The following is a 25,337-nucleotide window of genomic DNA, read 5'->3' as shown; positions in this document are numbered from 1 at the left end:
TAACGGTCAGTCCTGTTTATCTGTAAGGTCCTGAGATTCCGGTACCGGCACAAAATCGAAGATCTGGCGGAAGGATTCCCATTGCTCACGGCTGTCTATTCCATGGTTGATCAGACCCGTGCATTCAGTACAGGCATTGGTATCCAGATAATTTTTGTAATTAATGTGATAGGGATTTTTTTTGTTTTTTTCCTGCGGATCGTTCATGGGATCAGTCTCCTTATTGATTGATAAGGATCAGTATATGAAAGCAGGAAAGATTCTATACATGTTAAAAGTATTATAGCAAAAAGATTTTTTGATTTCTACAGGGATTTTGTGAAAATCCCTGTATTTACTGAAAGCGTGTTCCGACAGGCTGTACGCGGAACCAGTAAGTATAAAAATACTGGAAACCAAGAGAGCTGTAAAGCTTTTCTGCGGAATCATTATTTTTTACCACCTGAAGATAAGCGTGACGTGCACCTCTTTTTTTACCTTCATTGAGAAGACCGGTGCAGATCTGACGGGCATATCCTCTGCGGCGGTAATCTTCACGTACATGGATTGCATAGATACCGATATAGTCACGGTCCAGAATTCCAAGCCCAGTGGCAATGATCTGGCCGTTTTTTGTGATGGAAGCGCAGACCGTCTCTTTAAGAATGGCCCGGTACATGGAAGGAACCACACTTCTGTGGATTGGATTGGTGGTTTTTTTCAGGTCAAAAAGACTGTGGATCCAGAAATCAGGGATCTCATTGGTAAAAAGAACATCTGTGACAGGGGCATCCAGAACAGCCTTATCCAGATCTACAGTCATGACATTGGTTACATGCTGAATGGAATAGCCACGGTTTTCCAGCATGTAGTCAAAATCCTGGGATACAAGTGGACTGATCTTAAAGATTGCAGGAGTTCCCAGACGCTTATAGACCTGCTCGCAGTAGGGGATTTTTTCCCGCCATGGGAGGGTGGAAGTTCCAAACTGTTCCACACTGTTGGTTCTGTGAGTGTAAAAGTAAGAAAAACGGAGAATCCATCCGTCATAAAGTTCCATTTTATGGGATGGCCAGGCGTTCAGTGACATATCTTCAATTTTTTTGATTGCTTTTTCCATAATATTACCTTTCTGATGTGATCAATGTATAAAGTTTTTCAGCCAGAATCCGGTGTCCCTGCCGGGTAAGATGAATGCCGTCTTCCGTTATGGCTGACATTCCATGCAGAGAAGCTTCCTGATTCAGATCGTTTTGCAGCGGGACAAAAACGGCACCGTATTTTTGACTGATTGTTCGGATATGTGAGGACATCTGCGAAAGAAGGGGAAACCAGGAAGCATAACAGCGTGGCCATGGAAAAACAAACGGTTCCAGGAAAAAGAGTTCCCGTTTCCGGGAGTCTGTGCCGGAGAGCTTCCGGGCAAGCTGTTCGTACCGGGCAGCGAATATTTCCATTAAATCCTGCTGTTGTGTGGATGAACGTCGGGTGTTCATCATGATTCCAATATCGTTGATTCCGATCAGCACAGTAACAATATCCGGATCAGAGGCTTTAAGCCAGAAATCCGTGTTCTGAAGAAGCCGTTCCAGGGTAAAACCATCAATTCCTTTGTTTTCCACGGAAAAATCATGGCCGGCATTATGAAGGAGGCCGGAGAGAATCTTCACATATCCATTTCCCAAAGGATCTGTGGAAAAAAGCCGGCCACAGTCTGTGATGCTGTCGCCAAGACACAGGAGACGGGGCATAAAAAATCCTTCTTTCTGTAACATTTAGTGCTTTGATAGTAGCACTTACACCCACAGTGGTCAAGCGCATGAAATACCGGAAAATGGGTAAAAAACGAATAAACATGAAAAACATGAATTTTTTTAAAAAAAATTAAAAAAAGTACTTGCATTTTGAAAGAAAGTGTTATATACTAACGAAGTCGGTTGAGGGAAACAACTTAAACGACAGAAACAAATGAATATGGCCAGTTGGTCAAGGGGCTAAGACGCCGCCCTCTCACGGCGGAAACACGGGTTCGATTCCCGTACTGGCTATCAGATGAAGCAGTTAGAAATCTTATTCTAACTGTTTTTTCGTTATATTCAGATAATGCAGCAATGAGATTGCGAACAGCTTCTTGAATGTCAGAATTTGTCGAACGAAAATGCTGGACAAAAGCTTTATAGAATCCTATAATAAATTTCACCAGAGATCTTCTGGTATCGATCACCGCCAGGTCAGGCGGGAAATTCCACATTTATCTAATTGAATAAACATATATTTGTAATAAGAAAGGGGTGTGTATGTCTTTTGGTATATTTTTACCTGTAGTGATTTCAGCAGTGGCCGTATGGATGGATCTGAGAGATGCATCTGTAGATAATGGCTGGATTTTGTTTTCATTTATTATGGGACTTGTGATCCAGGTTATGGAAAAAGGGCCGAAGGGAGGAATTATATTTCTGACAGGGGCTGCAGTTCCGGTCATTCTTCTGGGAATTCTTTTTGTACTTCGGATGCTTGGGGCCGGAGACATTAAACTTCTGTGTGCTCTGGGTGGAATTATGGGACCCCGGACAATTGTGGAATGTATTGTTTATTCTCTGCTTGCAGGTGCGTTCATCTCTCTGGCAATTCTTCTTTCTACAGGCGGTATCCGCCAGCGAATCCTCTATTTATGTCAGTATATGAATGAATTTTACTGTACAGGCGAGATACGGCCTTATTACCGAAAAGGAATGGAATTTCCGGAGAATTTTCATTTTACAGTGCCAGTATTTTTAAGTGTGTTGCTTTATGTAGGAGGTGTGTATTGAAGAAAAACATATTTGCAGTCTGTGATCTGGAAGTGGAATACGCTTTTAATTTCATGGACTATCTGAACCAGAAAAGAAATCTTCCCTTTGAAATCCAGGTATTTACCACGGCGGAAAGTCTTGTTGCCTATGGAAAAGAAAATCATATTGAGTTGCTGCTGATTTCGGATAAGGCAATGCAGAGAGAGGTACGTGAGCTTGGAATCGGAAAGATTATCATTCTTTCGGAAGGAGTACATCCGCCGGAACTGGATCAGTATTCAAGTGTGTATAAATACCAGTCCTCATCCGATGTAATACGCGAAGTAATGGCCTGCTATGGAGAGGAAAAGTCATTAAACCCTGTGGATTTTCCGGCAATGAAAAAGAATATGGACATTATCGGTGTTTTTTCACCACTTGGCAGATGCCTGAAAACATCCTTTGCGCTTGCGTTGGGGCAGATTCTGGCAAAAGAACGGGCGGTTCTTTATCTGAATCTTGAAGAATATTCCGGATTTGAGGAGCTTTTTGGAAAAAAGTTTTCTGCAAACTTAAGTGATCTTTTTTATTATGTACGGCAGGGAAATGAGAATCTGATTCACAGAATGAACGGAATGATTCAGTCCGTGAATAATCTGGATTTTGTACCGCCGGTACGGACACCTTCGGATATTCAGACCGTGTGCTGGGAAGACTGGGAACGGCTTTTGCAGGCGATAACTCTGCAAAGTTCCTATGAAGTTCTGATTCTGGATATCGGAGGAGGTGCGGATGAAAATTTTCAGCTTTTGGAGTTGTGTAACAGAATTTATATGCCGGTTTTGAATGATACCATGTCTGCCTGTAAGATTACACAGTTTGAAAATCTTCTGCGTATCTGGAATAAAGAAAAAATTCTGGAAAAAACAGAAAAACTGCATTTACCCTTTCATGCAGATAACATATCTCCGGAATCTTACGTGGAACAGCTGGTCTGGAGCCAGCTGGGAGACTATATACGCAAACTGTTAAGAAAGGAGCGGACATGAACAGAGAACGTTTCCGGGAAATTCATGATCTCCTCATGGAACAGCTGGATGTTTCCCGTGAGCTGTCTGATGAAGAAATCCTGGAGGTGATCGATGATCTGATACTGAATCAGTCGGGCAAGACAGTTTTTTCACTGAAAGAAAAAGTGGAACTTCGTCAGGAGCTGTTCTGTTCGGTGAGAAAGCTGGATGTACTACAGGAACTGATTGAAGATGAAAGTGTAACAGAAATTATGGTCAATGGACCGGATGCTATTTTTGTGGAGCGGGCGGGAAAACTGACCAGATGGAATAAAACTTTTACATCAAAAGAAAAACTGGAAGATGTGATTCAGCAGATTGTAGGGCGATGCAACCGTGTAGTAAATGAATCCATGCCAATTGTGGATGCGAGACTGGAAAACGGAGCGAGGGTTAATGCGGTAGTTTATCCGGTAGCCCTCAATGGGCCAATTTTGACAATTCGTCGATTTCCGGATGATCCGATTACCATGGAGAAACTGATTTCCCTGGACAGTATTACGGAAGAATGTGCTGAATTTCTGAAGAAACTTGTGCAGGCAAGGTATTCGATGGTAATTGGCGGTGGTACGGGCAGCGGAAAAACAACATTTCTTGGTGCTGTTGCGGAGTATATTCCGAAGGATGAACGTCTGATTACGATTGAAGATAATGCTGAGCTGAAGATCCGTGGCATTGAAAATCTGGTATGTCTTGAGGCAAAGATGGCAAATATGGCAGGTGCGGCTTCTGTGACAATCCGTGATCTGATACGGTCTGCACTCAGAATGAGGCCGGACAGAATAATTGTAGGCGAAGTTCGAGGAGGAGAAGCGGTAGATATGCTGCAAAGCCTTATATGTACTATATAATAATTATATATATAACGTATATAAGGATGGAAAATATAGATTAGAGGGAGAGACATAGGAACGATATGAACATTAAGTATAGGTTATTGTGTAAAAGGTTAATAGAGGAAAGGAAGAGAGTAGGTGTCATTCAATATTATAATGTACTGTTCATAATGGAGTTAGTGTCAGATAAAGACATATGGTCTTTAGAACAGTGGGTGAATGGTATAAATAACATATATATGAAAGATATACATAATTGGTGTAGAATACATTTTGTTAAATATCACACTGTATTTGTTTACAGGAAAGAGTATCCGGTAAAAGCAAATATTTGGAATGGGTATTCATATATAAGGTGGCGGATGGAGCGGATGATGAATTTGGGATAAGATAAAATAGTGATTGCATGTAAGAGAGCCTTAAAGCAGGGTGTTCTTTTGAAAGTATGGATAGAATAAAGGCTGAAGGCTCTGCGCTATTCGTTTGGCAGAGCCTGAGTATTCTCCTGATCCGTAGAAAATAAATCTAACTGACCTTCTGGAGTGGAACTTTGACCGGATTCATCTTCAGTTGATGGTTCTCTTTTTTTGGGTGTTTTATGAGTGTATAATTTCTCAAAAGGAAGTGAATACTTGGATTTTTTATTGTATTCTAGTAAAAGAGCTTCTGCGAATCCTAATGAACCGGCACGACGTTCTCTGGCAGTACGACTGATTTCTCTGACAGAGACACGCCCAACTTTTTCTTTAAAGGTGTCATCTTTCATTGTTTCTCCATAAGCATTATCCAGACGGGCAATAGCATTAAGCATATTGGAACTAAAGGACATAGGCGCACCTTCCCATGTGGCAACACAAAGGCGTAAAACACGATCAAGAGTGTGAAAACCATATTTTTCATAGATATTAATTAAAGTGGATACAGCACATATACCTCCGGGGCGAGAGGAAGAAGTAATAGTGAGATCATATGATTCAACAAGGTCACGAATAATAAGTTCTCTATCATTACCAGCTTCAATATTAGCCATGAATATTTCATAAGGTAATAACGATTTGACATATTTCATCTGATTTGCAAAAATATCTGCTTCTTGGGTGTAAACAAGATCATCATAAACCATACACCAGACAGGAGTTTCTCTTGATCCAGAGACGAGAGCAACAATCTCTATAGTGTGTTGTCCGTTGAACACATAATTTATCCCATCACGTCTACTTACTTTTACAGGGTTTATCTGATAAAGGTCAAAATTAGCTGCAGCACGCTGAACGTGTTTGATGGAAAGATTACGTTGATAATCTTGATTTGAACATAAATTTTTAATAGGTATTTGCTCAAAATGCACTTGGGGAACAAACTTTTGTAAATCTTCGGTATTTCCATCCATAATTATATTTCCTCCAATTTTTTTAAAATATTATTTGTGGTTGATATTAGGCACATAAGCTGATATTTAAGCTTATATTTTGCTGTATCAGATGCAATTTTAAAATCTGAAACTTTTAATACCCTTTCGATAGAACTGTTCCACGAGGGAATCGTCAATGTAAGACTTGCAATTTCCGCATCTGGATCAAATTGTGGCAGGTTGCGTATTGAAGGAATAGAAACGGAAGATTCTTTCCTTAACATCGGTTTGGCGTAATTATTCCATAGTAATTCCCTTTTCATATCATGATAACTGAGATGTTCTATCTTTTCGGCAAGAAGGTAGTTATTTAGGCTTAAAAGCTGCTCTTTTGATAATCCTGAAAGCTCAATAATATTAGCTTGGGAAATCCAGAGCTGACCAGAACGAACTCGTTTGACAAAATCGGGAACTTTTTCATCAATTATATCTAGTGCACTACTGTAAGCAGAATATTTGTAAACGGTAGCCATTGCTACATTACATTCTTCGGATATTTTTTTCGCTGCGATGCTTGCACCGGAAATATGAGATTTATTCGTAGATGAAAGTTGTCTTGAAACTAAAATTTTTTCAGCATCATATTTTTTCCCAATCAGGTATTTTTTATTGATATTGGTTAAATCCTCTCGTTTAAGTTGGTCAGTACATATCCATGAAATTACATCTTCTTTACTGGAAAAATGGAGTCTTTTTATTCGGAAAGGAATACTGTGTTTACGAAATAATTCATACGCTTCTATACCATTAATGACAATACCATTCCATGTGCAGATTGGGGTGTGATAGGAATGACATAATATCTGTTGTTCAAGTTGTTTATAATCTTTTTCACTGAGATATTGATACAAATTGGTGAATTCTAGTTTTGTTTTTAATGTATATATACTATAATTGCGCATACTCATCTCCCATTATTTCTGATTTGAATTCTGTTTGTGGCAGTTTTGTGATGATGTTATCCATGGAAAATAGAGCTATTTTCTTATCTGGGTAAATATTGCCTTCTAAACGAAAAATGTTAAATTTCTCCCAAGAAAGGTTAAGCTGGGAAAGTGAATATAGTAATTCTCGGCTGTACAATTCATAACTGTTACCATTGATGACAAAATAATCCTTAACTTTATGTGCCAATTTATCCTCTGCACAACTAGCCTTTATACCTATCATTTTTTGATCAGGATTAACAAGAAGTTGAATATATTCTGGGTTACCAATTTGACGGAGTGTATTGCGGTGGATTCGTATACGATTCTTTTTAAAGTCAATACATATTAGTGGATGGGAAGAGTGTTTGTTGTTCATAGGATTTTTCCTCACTTTCTGTTGTTGATGGTTCTTTTGCTTTTTCTATGGATTTATCAGTTGCCTTCTTCTTTTCTTGTATGTCAAATACTGCGTAGCCTTCAAATATATTGACTTGCATTGATTTTTGATGTTCTTCCACTGGAATACCGAACTGATTCTTCCATTCTTCAGGATAAGAAGGTGTCCTAGCAGTGGTTACAGTTCCATTGTCTTTTAGTGTACGAGGAAATATTTCAGGTGAAGTTAAATCGAAAATGAACAGTATTTCATTGCCAGAACGAATTAGTTTGCCGAGAATCTTGTACCGATAATTAGGATTCCAGTCCATGAGAGATATCACTTTAGCAAAGAAAATTCGACAGGTGATTTGTTTTGGCGAACGCTTTTTTCCAGAGGAACACCAACGAAAAGAGTCTTTTTCTTCTTCTCGACAGGGACGGACAGCCAGTTTTTTTTCAATGGGATTGACTAATATTTGCACATATTCGACATCGGGTAGTTTTTTTATGCAGGCGGTATTTACAGATACCTTGTAGTTATTAAACGTAAACGAAGGTTCGTAAATATGAGCGAAGAATTCGCCACGTACAACTTGATAACCGTCATAGCTGAAAGAATCATCGTCAATGACTTCCATTTGATTTGAGGGGCTGGGTGCGACTGTTATTGGCATAGGTGTGTTGATTTTCATCATATCAGAAGGTTCTGTAGTCATATTCCATTGATTTATAGGTTGCTCGCTCATTGGGTGTCTCCTTTAATTTCTGTAATAATATTCTTTATATTTTGTATAATGGTTTCTTTGGGAGTGGTTTGTAGCTCGGGTTCTTTATAAGGTTTACTTTCTGAAGCAGTCTGCCAGTTTTTGTCCGCTGTAAATTCTGTTAATTCTGGCGCTTGAGACTGAGTATAGTAATTATTACCGAAGCTATTCATCCAGTCGGCAGGATAAGCTAACACACTCTTAGAATCAGATATTGTATCAGGCGTGTTATTGTTGAGGGCGGATACGTCGTTGGTATTTGTCGGTATTCGTATTTCTGTATCGTCCATGTTGAAAATAAGGACATTTTCATTGTCTTTTTGGTGGGCAACTCCTAATATTCTATATTTGCATTTTTTGTCCCATTTAAATATCTCGTATAATGTTGGCAAAAATGCAGCGCCGGAAATTGGTTTTGGAATAAGTTGACCATCTTTGAGACGTGACCACTGCACTTTATTTTTTGTTTCAGAGGAACATGGTCGGATAGCAAGTAGTTTTGAGCTTGGGTGTATTAGCAGTTCGACAAATTTTATGTTTGGAAATTTCCGTATAGCATCTTTGTTAAAAGAGATCTGTTTATATGAAAAAGAAACAGAAATCCGACCAACAGAGGAGAAAAATTGTCCTCTGGCAACTTCATAGTCTCTTAAATCGAAGGAACCGGCGGAAGCAGTAATTGTATCAGGTACATTCATATTTGCCGGTTTAAGGACGCTTTGAGATGCTTCAAAGTAGTCTCTGGCTTTAAATCCAGACCATCTTGGATTAATGCTTATAAATCCACTTAGAGAGCCTTCTTGTATCACATGTAATTCTGGTAAAATCTCTTTATTTCCATATTTCGCATTTGTAATTAATTTTTGAACAGCTATGAAATCATCTCGGGAGATAATAGCTTCGTGATGTCCGACTTTTCTGTATTGATTACGGTCTTGATTGTTTTTCCTTGATTTATGGTCAAGATAATTTGGAGTCCATGTTTTTCTCGCCAGAACATCCCCACAATGGCGTTCATTTTGAAGGATTTGTAGTATGGTACTGGATGACCAGACATCATTATTCTTTTTTGTTTTACAACCGAGTTCTGTCAAAGAATCAGCAATTTGTTGAGTACTGCTTCCATTCAGATACATATAAAAAATAAGCTGCACAATTTTAGCTTCATGTGGATTGATTACAAGATCTCCATTTTCGTCTTGGTCATATCCGAGCAGAGGAGGTGTAAGGAATATTCCCCGACGAAAACGCATTTCAATGGAAGAATTCATAATTTCACTTTTGGTATGACTTTCTTCCTGCGCAAGTGTTGACATGAATGACAGAATCATTTCGCTTTTGGGATCAAGAGTATTTAAATGCTCTGTTTCAAAAAATACACCGACGGGTGGACGGAGTGAAGAAAGCTCTCGTACATATCGGATACAGTCAACAACGTTTCTTGCAAATCGGGATACACTTTTTGTTATGATTAAATCAATTTTTCCGGCTTCACAATCTTCAATCATTTTTTTGAATGCATCTCTATGTTGAAGCGAAGTGCCGGAAATGCCTTCGTCGGCATATATTTCTACAAGCATCCAATTCGGATTTTTATTTACTACATCCTGATAATGATTTTTCTGCAATTCATATGAGGATGTTTGGCGTGGATCATCCGTAGATACCCTTGCATATACAGCTACTCGTAGTTTTTTTTCTGTTTTAAAAATATCCTCTGGTGGAAGTGCCGGAATTACTTCCAGTTCTTCTGGATCAATACCTTTGTATCTTTGCCGGATTCTGGCTTTCTGTTCATCAATATTACTGCTTTGTTCTTCACTTTCTTTCATCAATAGCGACATCCTTTATAGTTGATATAACTATCATAGAATTTTTGGATTGAAAAAGACATAAACCATCGGTTAAGTGATTAACGGATGGTTTATGTAGAAATAGATATTTGATTGTTATTGAATGATTTAATAATCATTCAGGTTATCAGCATCGTAATTGTGTTTTGAGGATAGATGCCAATCATTGATTCGTAAAATGTTTTTTATGGCTGAAAGAACCTCGAATATGTAACGTTTTTCAGTGCTGGTACAATCTGCCATTAATAAATCAATGTCAGTTTGATATTCAGTAGGATTGTATAACAAGTTCCCATAGAGTAATTCATCAATAGTAATTTCAAGTGCGTTGCTAATTTTGATTAAAGATTCTAAACTGGGTTTACGCTTGGCATTTTCTATATAGCTTATATAAACAGTAGAAAGATCAGCAATTTCAGCCAGCTCCTCGGCAGATAATCCTCGTTGTTTGCGGGTTTCTCTTATACGTTTGCCTATAAGTGCATAATTTATTTCCATGTCCTCACCTCCTTTCCATCACAACTTGACTTTTTTGTGTTGTAGATAGAAAAAATGGTGAGCTACACAACAGCAATTGGTTGTATAAAGAGAAGTATATCATATGTATATAGCAAAAAGAAGATTGTCGATTGATGGGAGAAAAAGGCGATGAGTTGTAATTGAACAACAGTGAAAAAAGGGTTATCATTTATGTATTAAAAATTATGTCTGGGAGGAAAATACATGGCAGATAAAGAGGAAATCAAAACACTGGAGGATTAGAGGAAAAAGGAAGAATACTGCGGGGAGTACAAAGAAAAATTCCGGCAGATGTGCCAAGAAAATAAAATGATAAAGGGTTCGACAGTGTTGAAACTATATGATAAAATTGAAGAAATACAAAGAGAATATGAGCATTTAGATAATAAGCTGACATTAATGGAATACAACTTTATATAGTTCTATTTTTTTTGTTTTAATACTACTGTTTCCCTTAGTAAATACTTGTAAGATACATCTCTAATATTTTTTCGGATTTCTAGTTACAATTAAGGTAACTACTATCGGAAAGAGGTGTATTTACTTGCGTACAGAGGATTATATTGCGGACAATATTATAGCTTTATGTAAAAAACGTGATATGAGTAAATATCGGCTGTCACAATTGACTGGTATATCTCAATCTTCGATTGGAAAAATTATTGCTAAAGAAAGTTTACCCACTATGCCTACTGTAGAAAAGATATGTGATGCACTGGGAGTAACAATGGCACAATTCTTTGCCGGAATGGATGTTCCAGTAAGCTTATCAGAATCACAACAAGAGGTTCTGAATATTTGGAATAATCTTGATGAAAAAGAACAGAATGTAGTGATACAAATGCTCCGGGGACTTCAAAAATAAAGGAAACAGTTGTAACGAAAATGTTGACTGTTTCTTTTTTTATGGAGTTGGGAGATTATGGTGATTGAAAAGAAATATTATGATATTGCACAGCGTGAATTGGAAGAAATGCAAAGAGAAATTAATGCAGAAAAAGCGCAAATGTCAGAAGAAGAGATACTAGAGGATAAAAAATGGCATGATGAACAATTGGAAACAATTATAAAAAAGGCAGAAGCTCATATGCGTCGTTTTAAGAAAGTTCCAGATCCTCAAAAAGTAGTGAAATTTACTTTTTTACAAAAAGATGCATTGGAAATTGCCCGAAATATGCAGATGAATATAAAAACTGAGCGTAAAGAAGATGATTTATGGGGGACGATAGAAATGTCATTTAATAATATGTGGTTTTTAGATTCGGCTCCTAGTGAATGGAAAGATATTTGGAATAACTTGATGAAAGAAGCTCAGAGAGTGTATATAGAAGCAAAAGATAACATGATCATGTATCAATATTATTATGATTTGGCGGTAGAAGTTCCTTGTGTGTAGACAAAATACAAATAATGATATATGAATGCTGTTCTGTAATAATTTTATGATATACTGTGGATATGATATGTAAAAATAGTCGGAGAAAGATTGGTGAATGCACGATTATTTAGGAGGAAAAAAGCATGACAGATGCAGAACAAAGAGAGGCTGCCCGTCAATTTGTAAACCGATGGATGGGAAAAGGGAAAGAAGATGAAGATGGACGTTCTTATTGGATTGATTTATTGACGAATGTTTTGGGAATGGATAATGTGACAGAACGTTTGAATTTTGAAAAGAAAGTTGTAATTGATGGAAATACAAAACGTATTGATGTATATATTCCTGAAACACGAGTAATCATTGAACAGAAGAGTCTTGGAAAAGCATTGGATCAGAAAATCAGGAATTCAGGAGATGTTGATCTTACTCCATTTGAACAGGCAGACAGATATAATGGGAAACTGACTTTTGATGAAAGAGCTCGATGGATTGTTACGTCAAATTTTGCTGAAATTTGGATTTATGATATGAACCAGAAACAGCCAGAACCGACAAAGATTGCTTTAGATGAATTACAAAGCAAATATCCATTGTTGGACTTCTTGGTGAAAAAGGAAGTAAAGACAATATCGCATGAAATGGAAGTATCAATAAAAGCAGGAGGTATTGTTGGGCTTATTTATGATGCGTTTTTAAAACAATATCGTATACCAGATATTAAGGAAAAGGATGAAACATTTGAGCAGAAAGAAAAAAGAGAGCATAAACTAAAGAGCCTGAATGCTTTATGTGTGCGAATTGTTTTTTGCTTGTATGCAGAAGATGCTGGTATTTTTGGAAAGAGAAATATGTTTCACGATTATTTGGAAACATATGAAGTAAAGGATTGCCGGAGAGCTTTAATAGAATTATTTAAGATATTGGATACACCTGTATCAGAGCGAGACGAGTATTTGGAAGAAGAACTTGCTCAGTTCCCATATGTAAATGGTGGGTTATTTGCTGATGAAACTATTGAGATACCACCTTTTACAGAGGAAATTAAAGAATTACTTCTTACAAAAGCGTCAGAAGATTTTGACTGGAGTGATATTTCTCCAACTATATTTGGAGCGGTATTTGAATCTACATTAAATCCTGAGACCAGACGTTCAGGAGGAATGCATTATACATCTATTGAAAATATTCATAAAGTTATTAGTCCTCTTTTTTTGGAAGATTTGCAAAAGGAATTTGATAGTGTTAGAGCAATTCAAGTGAAGCGTACCAGAGATAAAAAATTGGAAGAATTCCAAAATAAATTGGCATCACTTACATTTTTTGATCCTGCGTGTGGTTCCGGAAATTTCCTTACAGAAACATACCTGTCGCTTCGTCGTTTGGAGAATGAGGTGATAAGGGAAAAAGTTGGCGGACAAATGACATTGGTAGAGGTAAATAATCCAATTAGAGTTTCTATTCAGCAATTTTATGGAATAGAGATTAACGATTTTGCAGTTACAGTTGCAAAAACGGCTTTATGGATTGCAGAATCTCAAATGTTGGAAGAAACGAAAAATATTGTGTATGGATTTAATGATGATTTTCTTCCTTTAAAGACATATGTAAATATCACAGAAGGAAATGCATTAAGAATTGATTGGAATGATGTAATTCCTGCAGAAAAATTATCGTTTATAATGGGAAATCCGCCATTTGTAGGAGCACGTTGGATGGCGTCGGAGCAGAAGGAAGATGTTGAGAAGATATTTGAAGGATGGAAGAGTATAGGAAATCTTGATTATGTTAGTTGCTGGTATAAAAAAGCGGCTGACTATATGGGAAATTATAATATCAGAGCAGCATTGGTATCAACTAATTCAATTACACAGGGAGAAAGTGTTTCGATTCTCTGGAAACCTCTTTTTGAATCAGGTCTACACATTGATTTTGCATACAGAACATTTATATGGGATAGTGAAGCGTCAATAAAAGCGCATGTTCATTGTGTAATTGTTGGCTTTAGTAGAGCTGTAAATAATAAGCAGAAAATAATTTTTTCAGGTGAGAACACAATTCCGGCGAATAATATTAATGGATATTTGCTTGATGCAGAAAATATATTCATTGAAAAAAGAATGAAACCATTGTGTAATGTTCCTGAAATAGCATTAGGTGGGCAAGCAATTGATGGTGGATTTTTAATATTGACGGAAGAGGAAAAGGAAGAGTTTTTGGAAAAAGAACCACAGGCTTCTCCGTTTTTTAGACATTATATGATGGGAAAAGATTTTATTGATCGAAAGCCGAGATATTGTATTTGGCTTGTTGGAGCTGATCCTGGATTATTAAAAAAATGTCCGATGATATTAGAACGAGTGAATAAAGTACGTGAATTTAGACTTAGTAGTACAAGAGCGAACACAAAAAAAGCGGCTGAGAATCCAACTTTATTTGCATCAATACTTGAACATAAAAATCAATATATTGCGATTCCCAAAGTTTCTTCTCAGAATCGTAGATATATTCCAATGGATTATTTAGATGGTGAAATTATTCCGGGAGACAAATTATTCACTATGCCAAATGCATCATTTTATGAATTTGGTGTATTGATGTCGAATGTTCATATGGCATGGATGCGAGCAGTGTGTGGAAGATTAAAAAGTGATTATAGTTATTCAAACACAATAGTGTATAACAATTTCCCGTGGCCTGTAGTAACGGAGAAGAATCGGGAACAAATTGAAAAATCGGCACAGGAAATTTTGAAAGCAAGAACATTATATCCGAATAGTAATCTTGCGGCTTTATATGATCCTTTAACAATGCCAGCCGAGTTACGGCGAGCACATACTGCAAATGATAAAGCTGTTATGGCTGCATATGGCTTTAGTACAAAAATGACGGAAGCAGATTGTGTGGGAGAGTTGATGAAATTATACCAGAAAATGCAATGATAAAAGTTTATAGAGCTGTTTTTTTGCTCAAAGTAAAATATTTGAAAACATAGAATATTCCAAATCCATAAAAGATGAATAAAAACCAATATGGGAATTTTACAGGTGTTACAAAATTTGTAAAATTTTCATATTGGTTTTTTTGTAATATGTAAAAATTATAAATTTGGATATCGAGTAAGGTTTCGGATTTTTGATTTTTATGTATTTTTCAATTTTGGATATGGCTCCGAAATTGGCAATTTTGCGGAAGTGTATCCACACTTCCTGTCCTTGCTGTTTTTATAATCACATGGTGATTTCACAGGGATATAGGGCTGTTTAGCCTATTTTTTCTCCCTGTGCTGTGACCGAAGAAATTCGAGGAACCAATTATATATTTATGCTGAATGTGAGGAACTGGGGAGCACAATCCTCAGCAAGAATCCTACATCCGGAAAATATCATATTGCTAAAATAGCGATATGGTATTACCGGGGTGGATCTTGCTCTAGTGTGTACTGAGACCTCGGCATAAATAGAAAAATGGGTTTGGGGAATCTCCAGCAAGATGAAAACCTGATGAGAGAATATTGTGATGAAAGACAATATTGTTAAACACAGGTGGATCTTGCTCTGGGGTAAGAAAGAAGTATCTTTATATTATCAAAATGATATTTGGAGTTTATGTTGTTGGAAAGTCGTAAGCAGGAAGATAACTTCAAGTTGTTGGTGCAAATATAATGAATAGAAGTGTCCAGTACATTTTTGGTGATGGGTATTTTGGTGGAATCCATTTTTATTTATTTTTGAATAATAAAATTTTGAATCTGCAGCCGATTCTGCCTGCCGGACAATGTTTTTAGATATCTGTAAACGTCACGGACTGAAACTTGATGAAGAACCATCGGATGATGGAAGAAAGTATTTGGAAACACGATAGAAGCAAACGCTGTACTTATCGTCTTGTCTGGCAGGGAAGATTATTAGGCATTAACCAGAGAGATATCGGCAGAGAAAACAGAAGTGATAGACAATGATATTTGTTAGATATGCTTCTTGTCGTTGGCTGCATCATATTAAAACGCTTTTTACGTTAAAAAAGTGCTGTGATCACAAGGCTTTTTGCAAGCAAAAATGAAAAGGCTATATATAGGTAGCCTGTGAAACTGGAAGTGCCCATTTTGGGCCTGATTTAAAGAATAATGTTCTGACAGAGACCAATGGAATGACTCTCTGCTGGGGCTCCAAAAGAAAGGAAAAATGATTATGGAAAAAATGATGAATACAAAAACAGAGGGTAACACATTTACAAAGAAAATCGGGCAGACAGTCTATGTTGTCCGTTATCATTTCAATGAAAATGCAAAGGAAACAATGCAGGAGAAGATTAACCGGATGCTGGTTACAGAAGCAAGTCGACAGGCAGTGTATTAAAATTAGGTGGATGTAATTGAAGAAAAAATATGATATCATGTGAGTAACAAATCGGGATTTGGCAGATGTAAAAGGATTTTGACACGCATAATAAGTGATGTCAAAGCTATTTTGTAGACAATAGTGAGTGTTTTTCCTACAATAAAAGTGCAAGGAGGTATAGTGGCATGGAGCATGATATTGGATGCAAAATCAAGGAAGCCCGAATTGAAAAAAAGCTGACGCAAGAACAGGTTGCCGAATTGTTGGGTGTGAGTCGTCAGACCATCTCAAATTGGGAAAATGAAAAATCCTATCCAGATATTATCAGCGTCATTAAAATGAGCGAATGCTACGATGTCTCTCTTGACTATCTATTGAAAGGAGAACGAAAAATGAAAAGCTATTATGATTATCTTGAAGAAAGTACGAATGTTGTGAAAAGCAATGCCAACAGAAACAAGATTATTACGATTCTCTCCTATCTCTTGATTTGGGCGTTTGCAATGATAGTGTTCTGGTTTTTTACAAGTGGAAGTGACGCTATGGGTTACAGTTTGATGTTTCTTTGGTTTATTCTTCCTATATCCACATTTATTGTATCTATTGTTATTGGTAAAAATAACTTTTGGGGAAAAGGAAAATGGGCATTCACTCTTTTCTTTGGCGTAATGTATATGCTTGCTGAATATGGCACATTCAAAATGGCAAACAACATTGCTTTTAACAAACTGAATACCCCTGACTTGGGAATGATTGTAGCCGGAGCAATAATCTCTGCAATCGGTATGTTGGTAGGTTCACTGTGGAATAAGAAACGCCACAATCAAAAAAATAAGTAACAAGAAAAATTCAAGTTTGTAGAATTCAAAAATTTAATATGAAATGTGAGATAGAGCGTATGGAAATAATCTATACGTTCTATTTTTTTGCCTTTTTTGAAAAAGTGATTAAAAAACTATTGACATTTTGTTACTGGTAGAAGCAGATGGTTATAAAAAGCTTTTGATAACTATGAGTGCAAAAACAGATAGCTGCGAAAATTTATTATGAGCTAATAGCAAAATTTGATATTTTGTGATATTGAGGGTATGGGGAATCGTAATCTCCATTAAGTTCGTCAGAGAATCATAATCCAGAAATGGGATTTTGAGTTACTCTAGGCGATACTTGCTTTAGAAAATGATTTGCCATAATGAGTTAGAACATGGGAGGAGGAAGCGTTAAAAAAAGAGAGAGCCATAAGCAACTCTCTCTGTGATAAAATTAAAAAGTTATAGTATCAGTGATTCGGTAAGATTACAAAAATCCTTAACAGGAATATTTTCTTTAAGTGGTAAAGCTGTCTCTAAAAAGGTTTCGTCTGCAAATCTTTCGAGTTCAGAATCAAAATGTATAATTGAAGCATTTGTATTTAATTGGTATGGTGGAATTGTAACAAAATAATCATAATCTTCGTAAGAAGGAGTGGCGCAAGAAACTTTAATTTTTCCGTCCAATTTCAATTTTGCAAATTCTCCATAAATGGCAGTTAAGGCTTTTTTTCTTTCTTCATCAGAAGTAATTCTATCTACATATCTAATATACCAATAATCTATATTTCCCTCTTTTAATTCAATTAAATAATCGTATGATCTGGGCGTTCCAGATTTTATTGTCCATTCAACTTTATGCAGACTTGTCATCATGGAAAGTCCACGCATTAAAGTAGAAAAAAACTTTTCATGCACCTGAACAGTAGAGAGATCCAGAGAAAATCCATTGTCTGCAATTATCTTTTTTCGTTCCCGTATTTTCTTAGAAGAATATCCCGTTGCATCATATAATTCTTGGATAAGTTCTGGATCATCAATGGCTTTTGCAATTTTATCAATAGTGCTTTTATATGGTCTTCCAGATCGGGCACCGTTGAGCATTCGTGAAATGGTTGCATTATTTAAGCCTGTTTGTTCAGATAATTCTTTTTGTGTTTTTTTCTGTAAAATGATTTGAAGTATATTGATGAATCTTTCCTGATCGTAAACGCTGTCAGGATTTATTAGTGTGCCTGAATTTGATATAAATTCGTTCATTCAAATCTCCTCTTGACTTCTTTGACTTTGTATAAATTGACTTCTTGTATTTTATCTTATCAATTATATCCCTAAAAATCAATTTAAAACATAAAGAAATCAAAAAATGCTTTATTGATATTCTTGCAAAAGTCAAAGAAGTCAAAAACGTAATTGACATTTTGACATCTTTGTGTATAATGTAAATCAAGAAGTCAAAGAAGTCAAATGAATCAAAAAGAAAGGAAGGAGGGCTGTGGATTGAAATATAGGGTTGTTTCGATTTTGAAAGATAATAGACCACGTTTTTTGATTATTTCTGATATTGAAGAAATTGAAATCCTTCCATCAAAGTATTTGAAGCATCTGGATCAGATTAATGCTTCTCCGAATACTGTAAAATCTGCAGCTTTCGCACTTTCATATTATTACAATTTTCTGCAGGAGCAAACGATAGGATTGGATGAGATTATATTGCGATCCTATTCAGAGCAGAATAAACATTTTATTGATTTCTTGTATTGGGTTAAGAGTGGAAAGCATACTGAGCATAACACACAGACGAGCAATAAGACCTGCAATATGTATCTTGGTGCAGTCTTCAGATACTACCAGTTTTTGGCACTGGAAGATGTTTTGCCAATGCTTAAAGTCTTACGAGTAAAAAAAGTATCGTATTTTGACAGTATGGGAGTAAATCATCAAAATGCAGTGAATTCGTTTAAAGGTTTCTTCAAAGAAGAAGAACCTAATCTGGAAGAAATAACATCCGAAGAAATACAGGAACTGATAAATGCCTGTACGAATGATAGAGATCGATTGCTGATAGCAATGATGGCAGAAACCGGTCTTAGATTAGGGGAAATTCTGGGAATCCATTATACCGAAGATATTGATTTTGAAAGAAGGACGGTTCGGGTAAGGTATCGTGAATCCAATACCAACTTGGCAAGAGCAAAAAATGCAGAATATAGAATGGCTTTGTTAAGTAATACAACTTTTGAGTTCTTGGTTAAGTACATTTCTGATAACCGAAAAAGTCTGATGAACTCGGAGTATCTATTTACAAAATTGACAGGAAAAAACAAAGGAGAGCCATTAGATGCGGATTCTGTGTATAGCATGTTGAAAAGGCTATCCAAAAAAACGGATATCAATTCCCATCCGCATCAGCTCCGACACTATTTTGCGGAGGAAAGAAGAAAAGAAGGGTGGGATTTGAATGACATTCGTTTTGCCCTGGGGCATAAGAAAGTCGAAACTACCATTAAATACTTGGGTGAAAATAATGAACGATTGATAGAAGCGACAGATCAATACTACTCAAATAATGAAGATTTATACCAAATTGCAGATTTTCTGTAAAAGGAAGGAGGGATTACCTTGGCAGTATTAAAAATTGTTCCGAAGTTATATCAGGAAAAAATATCTGAGAAATTAAAGGAAGAAATATCTTTAGTTACAAATGGAGAAGCAAAATACTATAACCGGTTATACAAATTTTTTCAGTATACCGATATACAGTGTACTGCAGATATTAACTATGAAACGAGAAAAATGTATATGGATTCTCTTGAAAAAGAGGATATTTCAGAAAAATATAAAGCGGAATTACTGAGCTTATTTGATCGTTTAAAAATAGAAAATATGCCGGATGTCTATTCACAAGGAACCCCCTTCTCTGTAGAACAGGAGTTTTTTAAGCAAGACAAATTGTTTTTGCTGTATGTCCCCAATAAGAAGAAAGCACAATCTTTCCGTCAGGTGGTTGATAAGAATGATTTGTTATGGGACTTAACGAGGATACATTCATCACAGTTGGTGCGACAGACAAAAATATTGCTGTGTGAAATTCTGAATATGGATAAGGTACAAAGACATCGAAGATATTTTTTAGAACCATTAAAAGCACTTATACGGTTTTGCGATAAGTACGGAATAGATGATATTGAAGAAATGGAACAGGCAGACGAAAACAGATTTTATCTGTATTTAAACAAGGAGTCGGAAATTATAAAAAAACAGGCTTCTAAGATTGTTGAGTTTGCGAGAAGAACGTTATTTCTAACAGATTCAGAGACAAATTGGCGAGCGTGTATCTGGTATATGGATAGGTTTCAGTTTGATAAATCGAGAATCAATGCCAGTTCACCTGTTAAAAGCCTTTCATTTATTAATATTTACGAAAAAGAAAATCGTTGGTATTTACAATTATACGCAAAATATTTGGTCGGGATATCTGATCTGTCTTTATCAAATATCCGAAATACAATAAGTTTTATTTCACAATTTTTAAAATATCTGGATGGACAGAGTAAGAAAGTAACTGAACTGGCGATGCAAGATATAGCGGATTATGTGTCTGTTTTGGATGAGTCCGATATTAAGTATTCCACTTTTAACCGATATATCACACATATGCATACATTTCTACAGTTTTTGAAAATGAAAAATATTGAAGTGTTGAAGTTTTATCCGGAACGATTTTTAAAAAAAGGTTTTTCGGAACACAATGAAAGAAGTGTTCCAGAAAAAACAATTGCTCATCTGATTAAGGAGCTGCCGGCATTCCCAGAGCATTTACAGTTGATGTATTTGATTTTGCTTTGCACAGGAATTAGGAAAAGCGAGGTTTGTACAATAAAATCGGGAGCCTTTTATTCACAAGGCAATGAGAATTGGATGCGCATATATCAAAGCAAAATGCGGAGAGAAAAAGTTATTCCTGTTCCCAGTCTATTGGTTGGACTGGTGAATGATTATGAAAAAAAGTACGGAATAAAAAATGGGGAGTATTTATTCAAAAATAAAAAGGGTGGTGCATTTAATGGACAGACATTTTCAAATCAGATGATTCGGGAGTGTAAGGTTCGTGGGATTGCCTGCGGAGATTATATCTTTAGAGCACACGATTACAGACATAACCTTGCAACTTCAATGTACGGAAATGGGGTTTCTATACAAGGGGTACGAGATTATCTAGGACATTCAAGTGAGAATATGACAAAACAGTACATTGATTTCATGCCGGAACGTATTGTATCGGCTGAAGATAAATATTTCTCTAAAAATCAGTCATTTAAATTGAAAGGAGCAGAAGATGATGAAAGGTAATATTAATTTGATTTCGTATGACTGTTATCAACAAGCTACAGAAAAACAGTTGGCAGGGCTGAAATGGAAGGAAAACAGGGTGTACTACATATCTGAGATTCATAATGAAAAGATACAGGATGAGATTTATGGGTATATCGATGATAGATGTAGACGTTTGTCATTATCAACAGTAGTAAATGATATTTACAGATTTGATCTGTTGAAAGAATTTCTGAATGAGAAGTGTACAAGTTGTAGCAGCATTACTGATAAAAAATGGGAAGAACTGGAGAGAAGTTATAAAGCATTTTTATATAAAAAAGGATTGGCGCTGTACGTTAGAAGAAATAGACCGGATAGGCGGAATGTTGAGCAGCAAAGTAGCGCTCAGGTTTCTTTTCTGAAAATGTATTATGAGTATGTTGTGAAGTGTAAAACAGCAGATATTCCAGAAAATGAAAAAGATGTATGGGATATGAGAAAGTTGGATATTGTGCCAAGGAGTAATCCGATTCGTGGAAGATATAGATTAGATTTTCGTGAGATCAGGCAGAAAGAATTTAAAGAGATAATAAAGAAAATATTGTATAGCCACTGCCAGACAAAAGCAATGGGTAGTATAAAAGGTGAATTGCGTGGATTCCGTCGGTTTGCTAGTTTCATGTATGATCGATTCCCAGAAGTAAAGCACTTTACAGAAATTAGCAGGGATATGATAGAAGATTATCTGGTTTATATAAAAACGGATACCGGTCTTACATCAGTCAGTTACACGACAGAGCTGTCGGTTTTGGATAATCTGTTGGATGAAATAGGGCGTGAACTGGAAATAGAAAATATATGCAACCTTTTTCTGTCCAGTGATTGCAGAGCATATGATAACGCTTTACCAGAAGCGTATTCAGATGCAGAAATCAGGAGATTTAATTGTGCATTAACAAAATTAAAGCCCCAGTTAGGCAGATGTTTAATAATACATCAGATGCTCGGTACAAGAATAGAGGATACGTTGACTTTGCGAAGAGATTGCTTATCTGAGAAATCAGGACATTATTTTATAACTATTATCCAGCAGAAAACAAGGAAATACAAAAGACCAGTTAGCGATCAGCTGGCAGAATTGATTAGAAAAGCAATAGAAGTTTCAGAAAAGGAGCATCCAGATTCAGAATATATTTTTCTGCAAGATAATGGAAAATTGTATACAGATTCAATGCTGAAATATCATGTAAATATCATGATTTATGAAAATGATATCAGGGATGATAAGGGAAATTATTTTGAGTTTCGTACACATCGTTTTAGACATACTTTTGGAGTAAAACTTACAGAAATGAAATTAGATGATGATAGCATTGCAAGGCTGTTGGGGCATAAGGATACACGAACCATACCACATTATCGGCGGTTAAGAAACGAAGCATTAGCGGAGGATACAAAGGCTGTACGAGATGAAATGAATGAATTATTAGCACAATACAGGAGGGAAAAGGAAAATGCAGAAACACGATAAAATGGTAGCACTGGCAAAAGAAAAAAGTGCGGAAATGACGGAAACAGCAATAACAGCTATTGAAACAATGTATAGAAAAAATATAAAAATTTCAGTTGCTGAACTTACAAAACTAACAGGACTTTCCAGAGGTTTTTTCTATAATAATCCGAATGTGAAACAGGTCATGATGGAATTGAAGGAAAAACAACAGGGAATGATATTGCGAAATCCTAAAAGTGATGCTATTGCAAAAGCACAGGAAGCACGGATTAAGAGTTTAGAACAGAAATTATCCGATAGTGTTCCGAAAAACGAATATGAAAGTCTTCAGAAAAAATATGAAGAATTACAGGTGAAATATAGTCAAATGAAAAAGGGAACACTGTTGAAGATGTACGACCAATTATAGGAAGAAAAGGAGAATATTTTATGCAGAACGAAATTTATGATGAGAAAAATGGACTTACTTATATGTTATGTGGTGATTATTATTTGCCAGAATTGGCACTTACAGATATCGAACCAACTTATGGGAAATATGGGATGCTTCGTAAAAGCTATTTACAGGAACACAGAAAGGCAAAATATCAAATATTGTTGTTACAAGGAAAACTTGTCGAGCATTTGAATCAGATTGATGCAGAAGCAAGGGATAGAGAAGAACAATTAGTAAAACAGATGATGGAGAAAGAAGGAATTACAGAGGAATTAAAAAGGCAAGACAACATGGAATGGACAAGGAGGATGAATACCCTTTGTCATGATGCAGAAGAGATGATTTTGACGGAAATGATATACACGAAAGGATAATGAACTGCATTGGATAGCAAGAATTTTGCAGCCCGGATAGCAAAAAAGTGGAAGTCCGGATGGCAAGATTCTTGCTGTCCGGAAAGACAAAAAAGTGAGGGATTAAAAATGTTGGTTAAGTACATAATAAAAGTGTTTTTATATTTAATTCTTGCAGTAATGACATTGATTCGCTGGTTATTAAAAATTCCGATGATGTTGGGAAATATTTTGCTTTACTTTTTATCAATTATATTTATTCTGACAGGTGTTTTGAGTTATGGATTTGCATTGGAATCTGCAAGAGAATGTGGGCGAATGATAATAATTGGGATGGCATTTGGTGCAATACCAGACTTTGTCCCATTTTGGGGAAAAAGTTTAGAGACATTGGTTGCCAAACTGTTAAGTATGACAAATGAATGAGAAAGTCAATATGAAAGAGGGCTGTGAAAGGCTCTCTTTTCTTTTTGCAACTGTGGAATGGCAAGATAATAACGTTATATACAGTGTATATTAAGTACAGATATTGTATTTCTGCATGATGGGAACATAGGGAGTCCATATAAAAAGCCTGAATACAGGACATGATGGGAGTCTGTCTACTCTTCATGCAAACAGCAGCAGAGATATGCTGTCCAGAATAGAAACTATGACGCTTATGGGAATTGATCTTCCCCTGGAAGCGATACGCAGGCAGATTGCCTCTGGCGTAGATGTTCTGGTACACCTTGGGCGAATGCGGGACAAAAGCAGAAAACTGCTTGAGATTACGGAGGTGTGTGGTTTTGAGAATGGAGAGATTCAGACACGGCCGCTGTATCGCAGGGAAGAAGGAAAAGGACTTGTAAAAGTAAATACACTTTTACGCTGTGAAAAAATGGAACGGGCGGGAATTAAATTATGAAAGAACGGAAAGGAAAGAAATGGGAATTTACGAGGAAAGATTACAGGACATATCATTTTACGGCGAAGGAGACAGCAAAGTATCTTCTGGAGGGAGTTGCCGTATGCGCTGCAGCCGATTATCTGTTTTATCAGAGCCTACCAGTACTGCTGTTTATGTTGCCGGTACCGGTGATTTTTCTGAAAATCCAGAAGAAAAAATGCATTGCAAGACAACAGCGGAATCTGAATTATCAGTTCCGGGATGCGCTGACATCCATGAATGTAGCCGTACAGGCCGGGTATTCTGCGGAAAATGCTGTGCGGGCCAGTGTGAAGGATCTGGGAAGACTCTACGAAAAGGGAAGTGATATTCTGGAAGAATTTCGTTATATCGAGAGTCAGCTGCGTTTAAGTGTTCCTGTGGAAGAACTGTTTCTGGATTTTGGAAAACGAAGCGGCGTGGAAGATATTGAGAATTTTGCGGCGGTATTTTATACAGCGAAACGGACTGGCGGAGATATGACGCAGATGATTCAGAAGGTTGCCAGGATGCTGGGAGATAAGATTGAAGTAAAAAAAGAAATAGAGGCAACGCTGGCTGCAAAAAAATCTGAACAGATGGTTATGAGCGTTATGCCGGCCGGCATTATCTGTTATCTGAAGCTGACTTCTCCGGGATTTCTGGATGTACTTTACGGAAATCCCTTTGGAATCTGTGCCATGACAGTTTGTATGGTAATTTATGGATTGTCTTACTGGCTGGGAGTGAAAATTGTAGATATAGAAGTGTAGG

The 25,337-nt window shown here is 36.5% G+C and carries 25 protein-coding genes, 1 tRNA gene and 1 pseudogene; 17 read left to right on the top strand and 10 right to left on the bottom strand.

What is annotated here, in order from left to right:
• Positions 1 to 6: 6 nt before the first annotated feature.
• The 3 genes from G5B06_RS07230 to G5B06_RS07220 all read right to left on the bottom strand — a co-directional run bounded on the left by G5B06_RS07230 (position 7) and on the right by G5B06_RS07220 (position 1,730).
• Positions 7 to 207, bottom strand: a complete 201-nt coding sequence (locus tag G5B06_RS07230; RefSeq protein WP_148445980.1) for a hypothetical protein — start codon at positions 205 to 207, stop codon at positions 7 to 9.
• 127 nt (positions 208 to 334) lie between these two features.
• Entirely contained in the window at positions 335 to 1,099 is a 765-nt protein-coding gene (locus G5B06_RS07225; RefSeq protein ID WP_173762367.1) for a GNAT family N-acetyltransferase, read from the bottom strand.
• Positions 1,100 to 1,103: 4 nt separating this feature from the next.
• Positions 1,104 to 1,730 (bottom strand): SGNH/GDSL hydrolase family protein, encoded by a 627-nt coding sequence (locus tag G5B06_RS07220; RefSeq protein WP_173762366.1) that lies wholly within the window; start codon positions 1,728 to 1,730, stop codon positions 1,104 to 1,106.
• 225 nt (positions 1,731 to 1,955) lie between these two features.
• Here G5B06_RS07220 and G5B06_RS07215 point away from each other — a divergent pair.
• The 4 genes from G5B06_RS07215 to G5B06_RS07200 all read left to right on the top strand — a co-directional run bounded on the left by G5B06_RS07215 (position 1,956) and on the right by G5B06_RS07200 (position 4,671).
• Positions 1,956 to 2,027 (top strand) — tRNA-Glu (locus tag G5B06_RS07215).
• A gap of 249 nt (positions 2,028 to 2,276) precedes the next feature.
• A complete protein-coding gene (locus G5B06_RS07210) occupies positions 2,277 to 2,789 on the top strand; it encodes a prepilin peptidase (protein ID WP_173762365.1) in 513 nt (170 codons plus the stop codon).
• A complete protein-coding gene (locus tag G5B06_RS07205) occupies positions 2,786 to 3,799 on the top strand; it encodes a hypothetical protein (protein WP_148445972.1) in 1,014 nt (337 codons plus the stop codon). Before G5B06_RS07210 ends, G5B06_RS07205 begins: the two co-directional genes overlap by 4 nt.
• A complete protein-coding gene (locus G5B06_RS07200; protein ID WP_148445970.1) occupies positions 3,796 to 4,671 on the top strand; it encodes a CpaF family protein in 876 nt (291 codons plus the stop codon). The genes G5B06_RS07205 and G5B06_RS07200 overlap by 4 nt, the downstream gene beginning before the upstream one ends.
• A 460-nt stretch (positions 4,672 to 5,131) precedes the next feature.
• Here G5B06_RS07200 and G5B06_RS07195 read toward each other — a convergent pair whose 3' ends face one another.
• The 6 genes from G5B06_RS07195 to G5B06_RS07170 all read right to left on the bottom strand — a co-directional run bounded on the left by G5B06_RS07195 (position 5,132) and on the right by G5B06_RS07170 (position 10,489).
• A complete protein-coding gene (locus tag G5B06_RS07195) occupies positions 5,132 to 6,046 on the bottom strand; it encodes a DUF6551 family protein (RefSeq protein ID WP_055155695.1) in 915 nt (304 codons plus the stop codon).
• 2 nt (positions 6,047 to 6,048) lie between these two features.
• Positions 6,049 to 6,969: a hypothetical protein gene (locus tag G5B06_RS07190; protein ID WP_055196442.1), complete on the bottom strand. Its 921-nt coding sequence runs from the start codon at positions 6,967 to 6,969 to the stop codon at positions 6,049 to 6,051.
• Positions 6,956 to 7,372, bottom strand: coding sequence for a hypothetical protein (locus G5B06_RS07185; RefSeq protein WP_044999283.1), 417 nt, complete (start codon positions 7,370 to 7,372; stop codon positions 6,956 to 6,958). Before G5B06_RS07185 ends, G5B06_RS07190 begins: the two co-directional genes overlap by 14 nt.
• Complete coding sequence (locus G5B06_RS07180; RefSeq protein WP_055177523.1) at positions 7,332 to 8,120, bottom strand: hypothetical protein; 789 nt, start codon at positions 8,118 to 8,120, stop codon at positions 7,332 to 7,334. Before G5B06_RS07180 ends, G5B06_RS07185 begins: the two co-directional genes overlap by 41 nt.
• Positions 8,117 to 9,970, bottom strand: a complete 1,854-nt coding sequence (locus G5B06_RS07175; RefSeq protein ID WP_173689185.1) for a recombinase family protein — start codon at positions 9,968 to 9,970, stop codon at positions 8,117 to 8,119. Before G5B06_RS07175 ends, G5B06_RS07180 begins: the two co-directional genes overlap by 4 nt.
• Before the next feature lie 129 nt (positions 9,971 to 10,099).
• The gene (locus G5B06_RS07170; protein ID WP_055177530.1) at positions 10,100 to 10,489 is read right to left on the bottom strand and encodes a helix-turn-helix domain-containing protein; all 390 of its coding nucleotides are present in this window, start codon (positions 10,487 to 10,489) and stop codon (positions 10,100 to 10,102) included.
• A gap of 565 nt (positions 10,490 to 11,054) precedes the next feature.
• Here G5B06_RS07170 and G5B06_RS07165 point away from each other — a divergent pair.
• From G5B06_RS07165 to G5B06_RS07145, 5 genes are all read left to right on the top strand, one after another.
• On the top strand, positions 11,055 to 11,375 hold the full coding sequence (locus G5B06_RS07165; RefSeq protein ID WP_013976760.1) for a helix-turn-helix domain-containing protein: 321 nt from the start codon (positions 11,055 to 11,057) through the stop codon (positions 11,373 to 11,375).
• A gap of 57 nt (positions 11,376 to 11,432) precedes the next feature.
• Positions 11,433 to 11,906: a hypothetical protein gene (locus G5B06_RS07160; protein ID WP_015513591.1), complete on the top strand. Its 474-nt coding sequence runs from the start codon at positions 11,433 to 11,435 to the stop codon at positions 11,904 to 11,906.
• A 125-nt stretch (positions 11,907 to 12,031) separates the two neighbouring features.
• Positions 12,032 to 14,830: a DNA methyltransferase gene (locus tag G5B06_RS07155; protein ID WP_015513592.1), complete on the top strand. Its 2,799-nt coding sequence runs from the start codon at positions 12,032 to 12,034 to the stop codon at positions 14,828 to 14,830.
• A gap of 1,248 nt (positions 14,831 to 16,078) precedes the next feature.
• A complete protein-coding gene (locus G5B06_RS07150) occupies positions 16,079 to 16,246 on the top strand; it encodes a transposon-encoded TnpW family protein (RefSeq protein ID WP_015513594.1) in 168 nt (55 codons plus the stop codon).
• A gap of 167 nt (positions 16,247 to 16,413) precedes the next feature.
• Positions 16,414 to 17,067 (top strand): helix-turn-helix transcriptional regulator, encoded by a 654-nt coding sequence (locus tag G5B06_RS07145; RefSeq protein ID WP_015513595.1) that lies wholly within the window; start codon positions 16,414 to 16,416, stop codon positions 17,065 to 17,067.
• Between the two features lie 432 nt (positions 17,068 to 17,499).
• Here G5B06_RS07145 and G5B06_RS07140 read toward each other — a convergent pair whose 3' ends face one another.
• Complete coding sequence (locus tag G5B06_RS07140; protein WP_015513596.1) at positions 17,500 to 18,297, bottom strand: helix-turn-helix domain-containing protein; 798 nt, start codon at positions 18,295 to 18,297, stop codon at positions 17,500 to 17,502.
• A gap of 207 nt (positions 18,298 to 18,504) precedes the next feature.
• On the opposite strand from G5B06_RS07140, the gene G5B06_RS07135 reads away from it, so the two are divergent.
• The 8 genes and pseudogenes from G5B06_RS07135 (at position 18,505) to G5B06_RS07100 (ending at position 25,336) form a co-directional block, all read left to right on the top strand.
• Positions 18,505 to 19,641 (top strand): tyrosine-type recombinase/integrase, encoded by a 1,137-nt coding sequence (locus G5B06_RS07135; RefSeq protein ID WP_244094536.1) that lies wholly within the window; start codon positions 18,505 to 18,507, stop codon positions 19,639 to 19,641.
• An 18-nt stretch (positions 19,642 to 19,659) separates the two neighbouring features.
• Positions 19,660 to 21,390, top strand: a complete 1,731-nt coding sequence (locus tag G5B06_RS07130) for a tyrosine-type recombinase/integrase (protein WP_173771628.1) — start codon at positions 19,660 to 19,662, stop codon at positions 21,388 to 21,390.
• Positions 21,377 to 22,885 (top strand): tyrosine-type recombinase/integrase, encoded by a 1,509-nt coding sequence (locus G5B06_RS07125; RefSeq protein ID WP_243862294.1) that lies wholly within the window; start codon positions 21,377 to 21,379, stop codon positions 22,883 to 22,885. The genes G5B06_RS07130 and G5B06_RS07125 overlap by 14 nt, the downstream gene beginning before the upstream one ends.
• A complete protein-coding gene (locus G5B06_RS07120; protein ID WP_008374214.1) occupies positions 22,869 to 23,276 on the top strand; it encodes a DUF6262 family protein in 408 nt (135 codons plus the stop codon). Before G5B06_RS07125 ends, G5B06_RS07120 begins: the two co-directional genes overlap by 17 nt.
• Positions 23,277 to 23,296: 20 nt before the next feature.
• The gene (locus G5B06_RS07115) at positions 23,297 to 23,677 is read left to right on the top strand and encodes a TnpV protein (RefSeq protein ID WP_055151993.1); all 381 of its coding nucleotides are present in this window, start codon (positions 23,297 to 23,299) and stop codon (positions 23,675 to 23,677) included.
• A 9-nt stretch (positions 23,678 to 23,686) separates the two neighbouring features.
• A complete protein-coding gene (locus G5B06_RS07110; protein ID WP_227275210.1) occupies positions 23,687 to 24,082 on the top strand; it encodes a hypothetical protein in 396 nt (131 codons plus the stop codon).
• Positions 24,083 to 24,221: 139 nt separating this feature from the next.
• A pseudogene (locus G5B06_RS07105) lies at positions 24,222 to 24,563 on the top strand (ATPase, T2SS/T4P/T4SS family); the annotation flags it as partial.
• Complete coding sequence (locus tag G5B06_RS07100; RefSeq protein WP_173762361.1) at positions 24,560 to 25,336, top strand: type II secretion system F family protein; 777 nt, start codon at positions 24,560 to 24,562, stop codon at positions 25,334 to 25,336. The pseudogene G5B06_RS07105 and the gene G5B06_RS07100, both read left to right, overlap by 4 nt.
• Position 25,337: the final 1 nt, after the last annotated feature.

It is taken from the genome of Blautia luti (assembly GCF_013304735.1).
Classification (GTDB): Bacteria; Bacillota; Clostridia; order Lachnospirales; family Lachnospiraceae; genus Blautia_A.
This window is presented reverse-complemented; position numbering and strand designations above follow the sequence as displayed.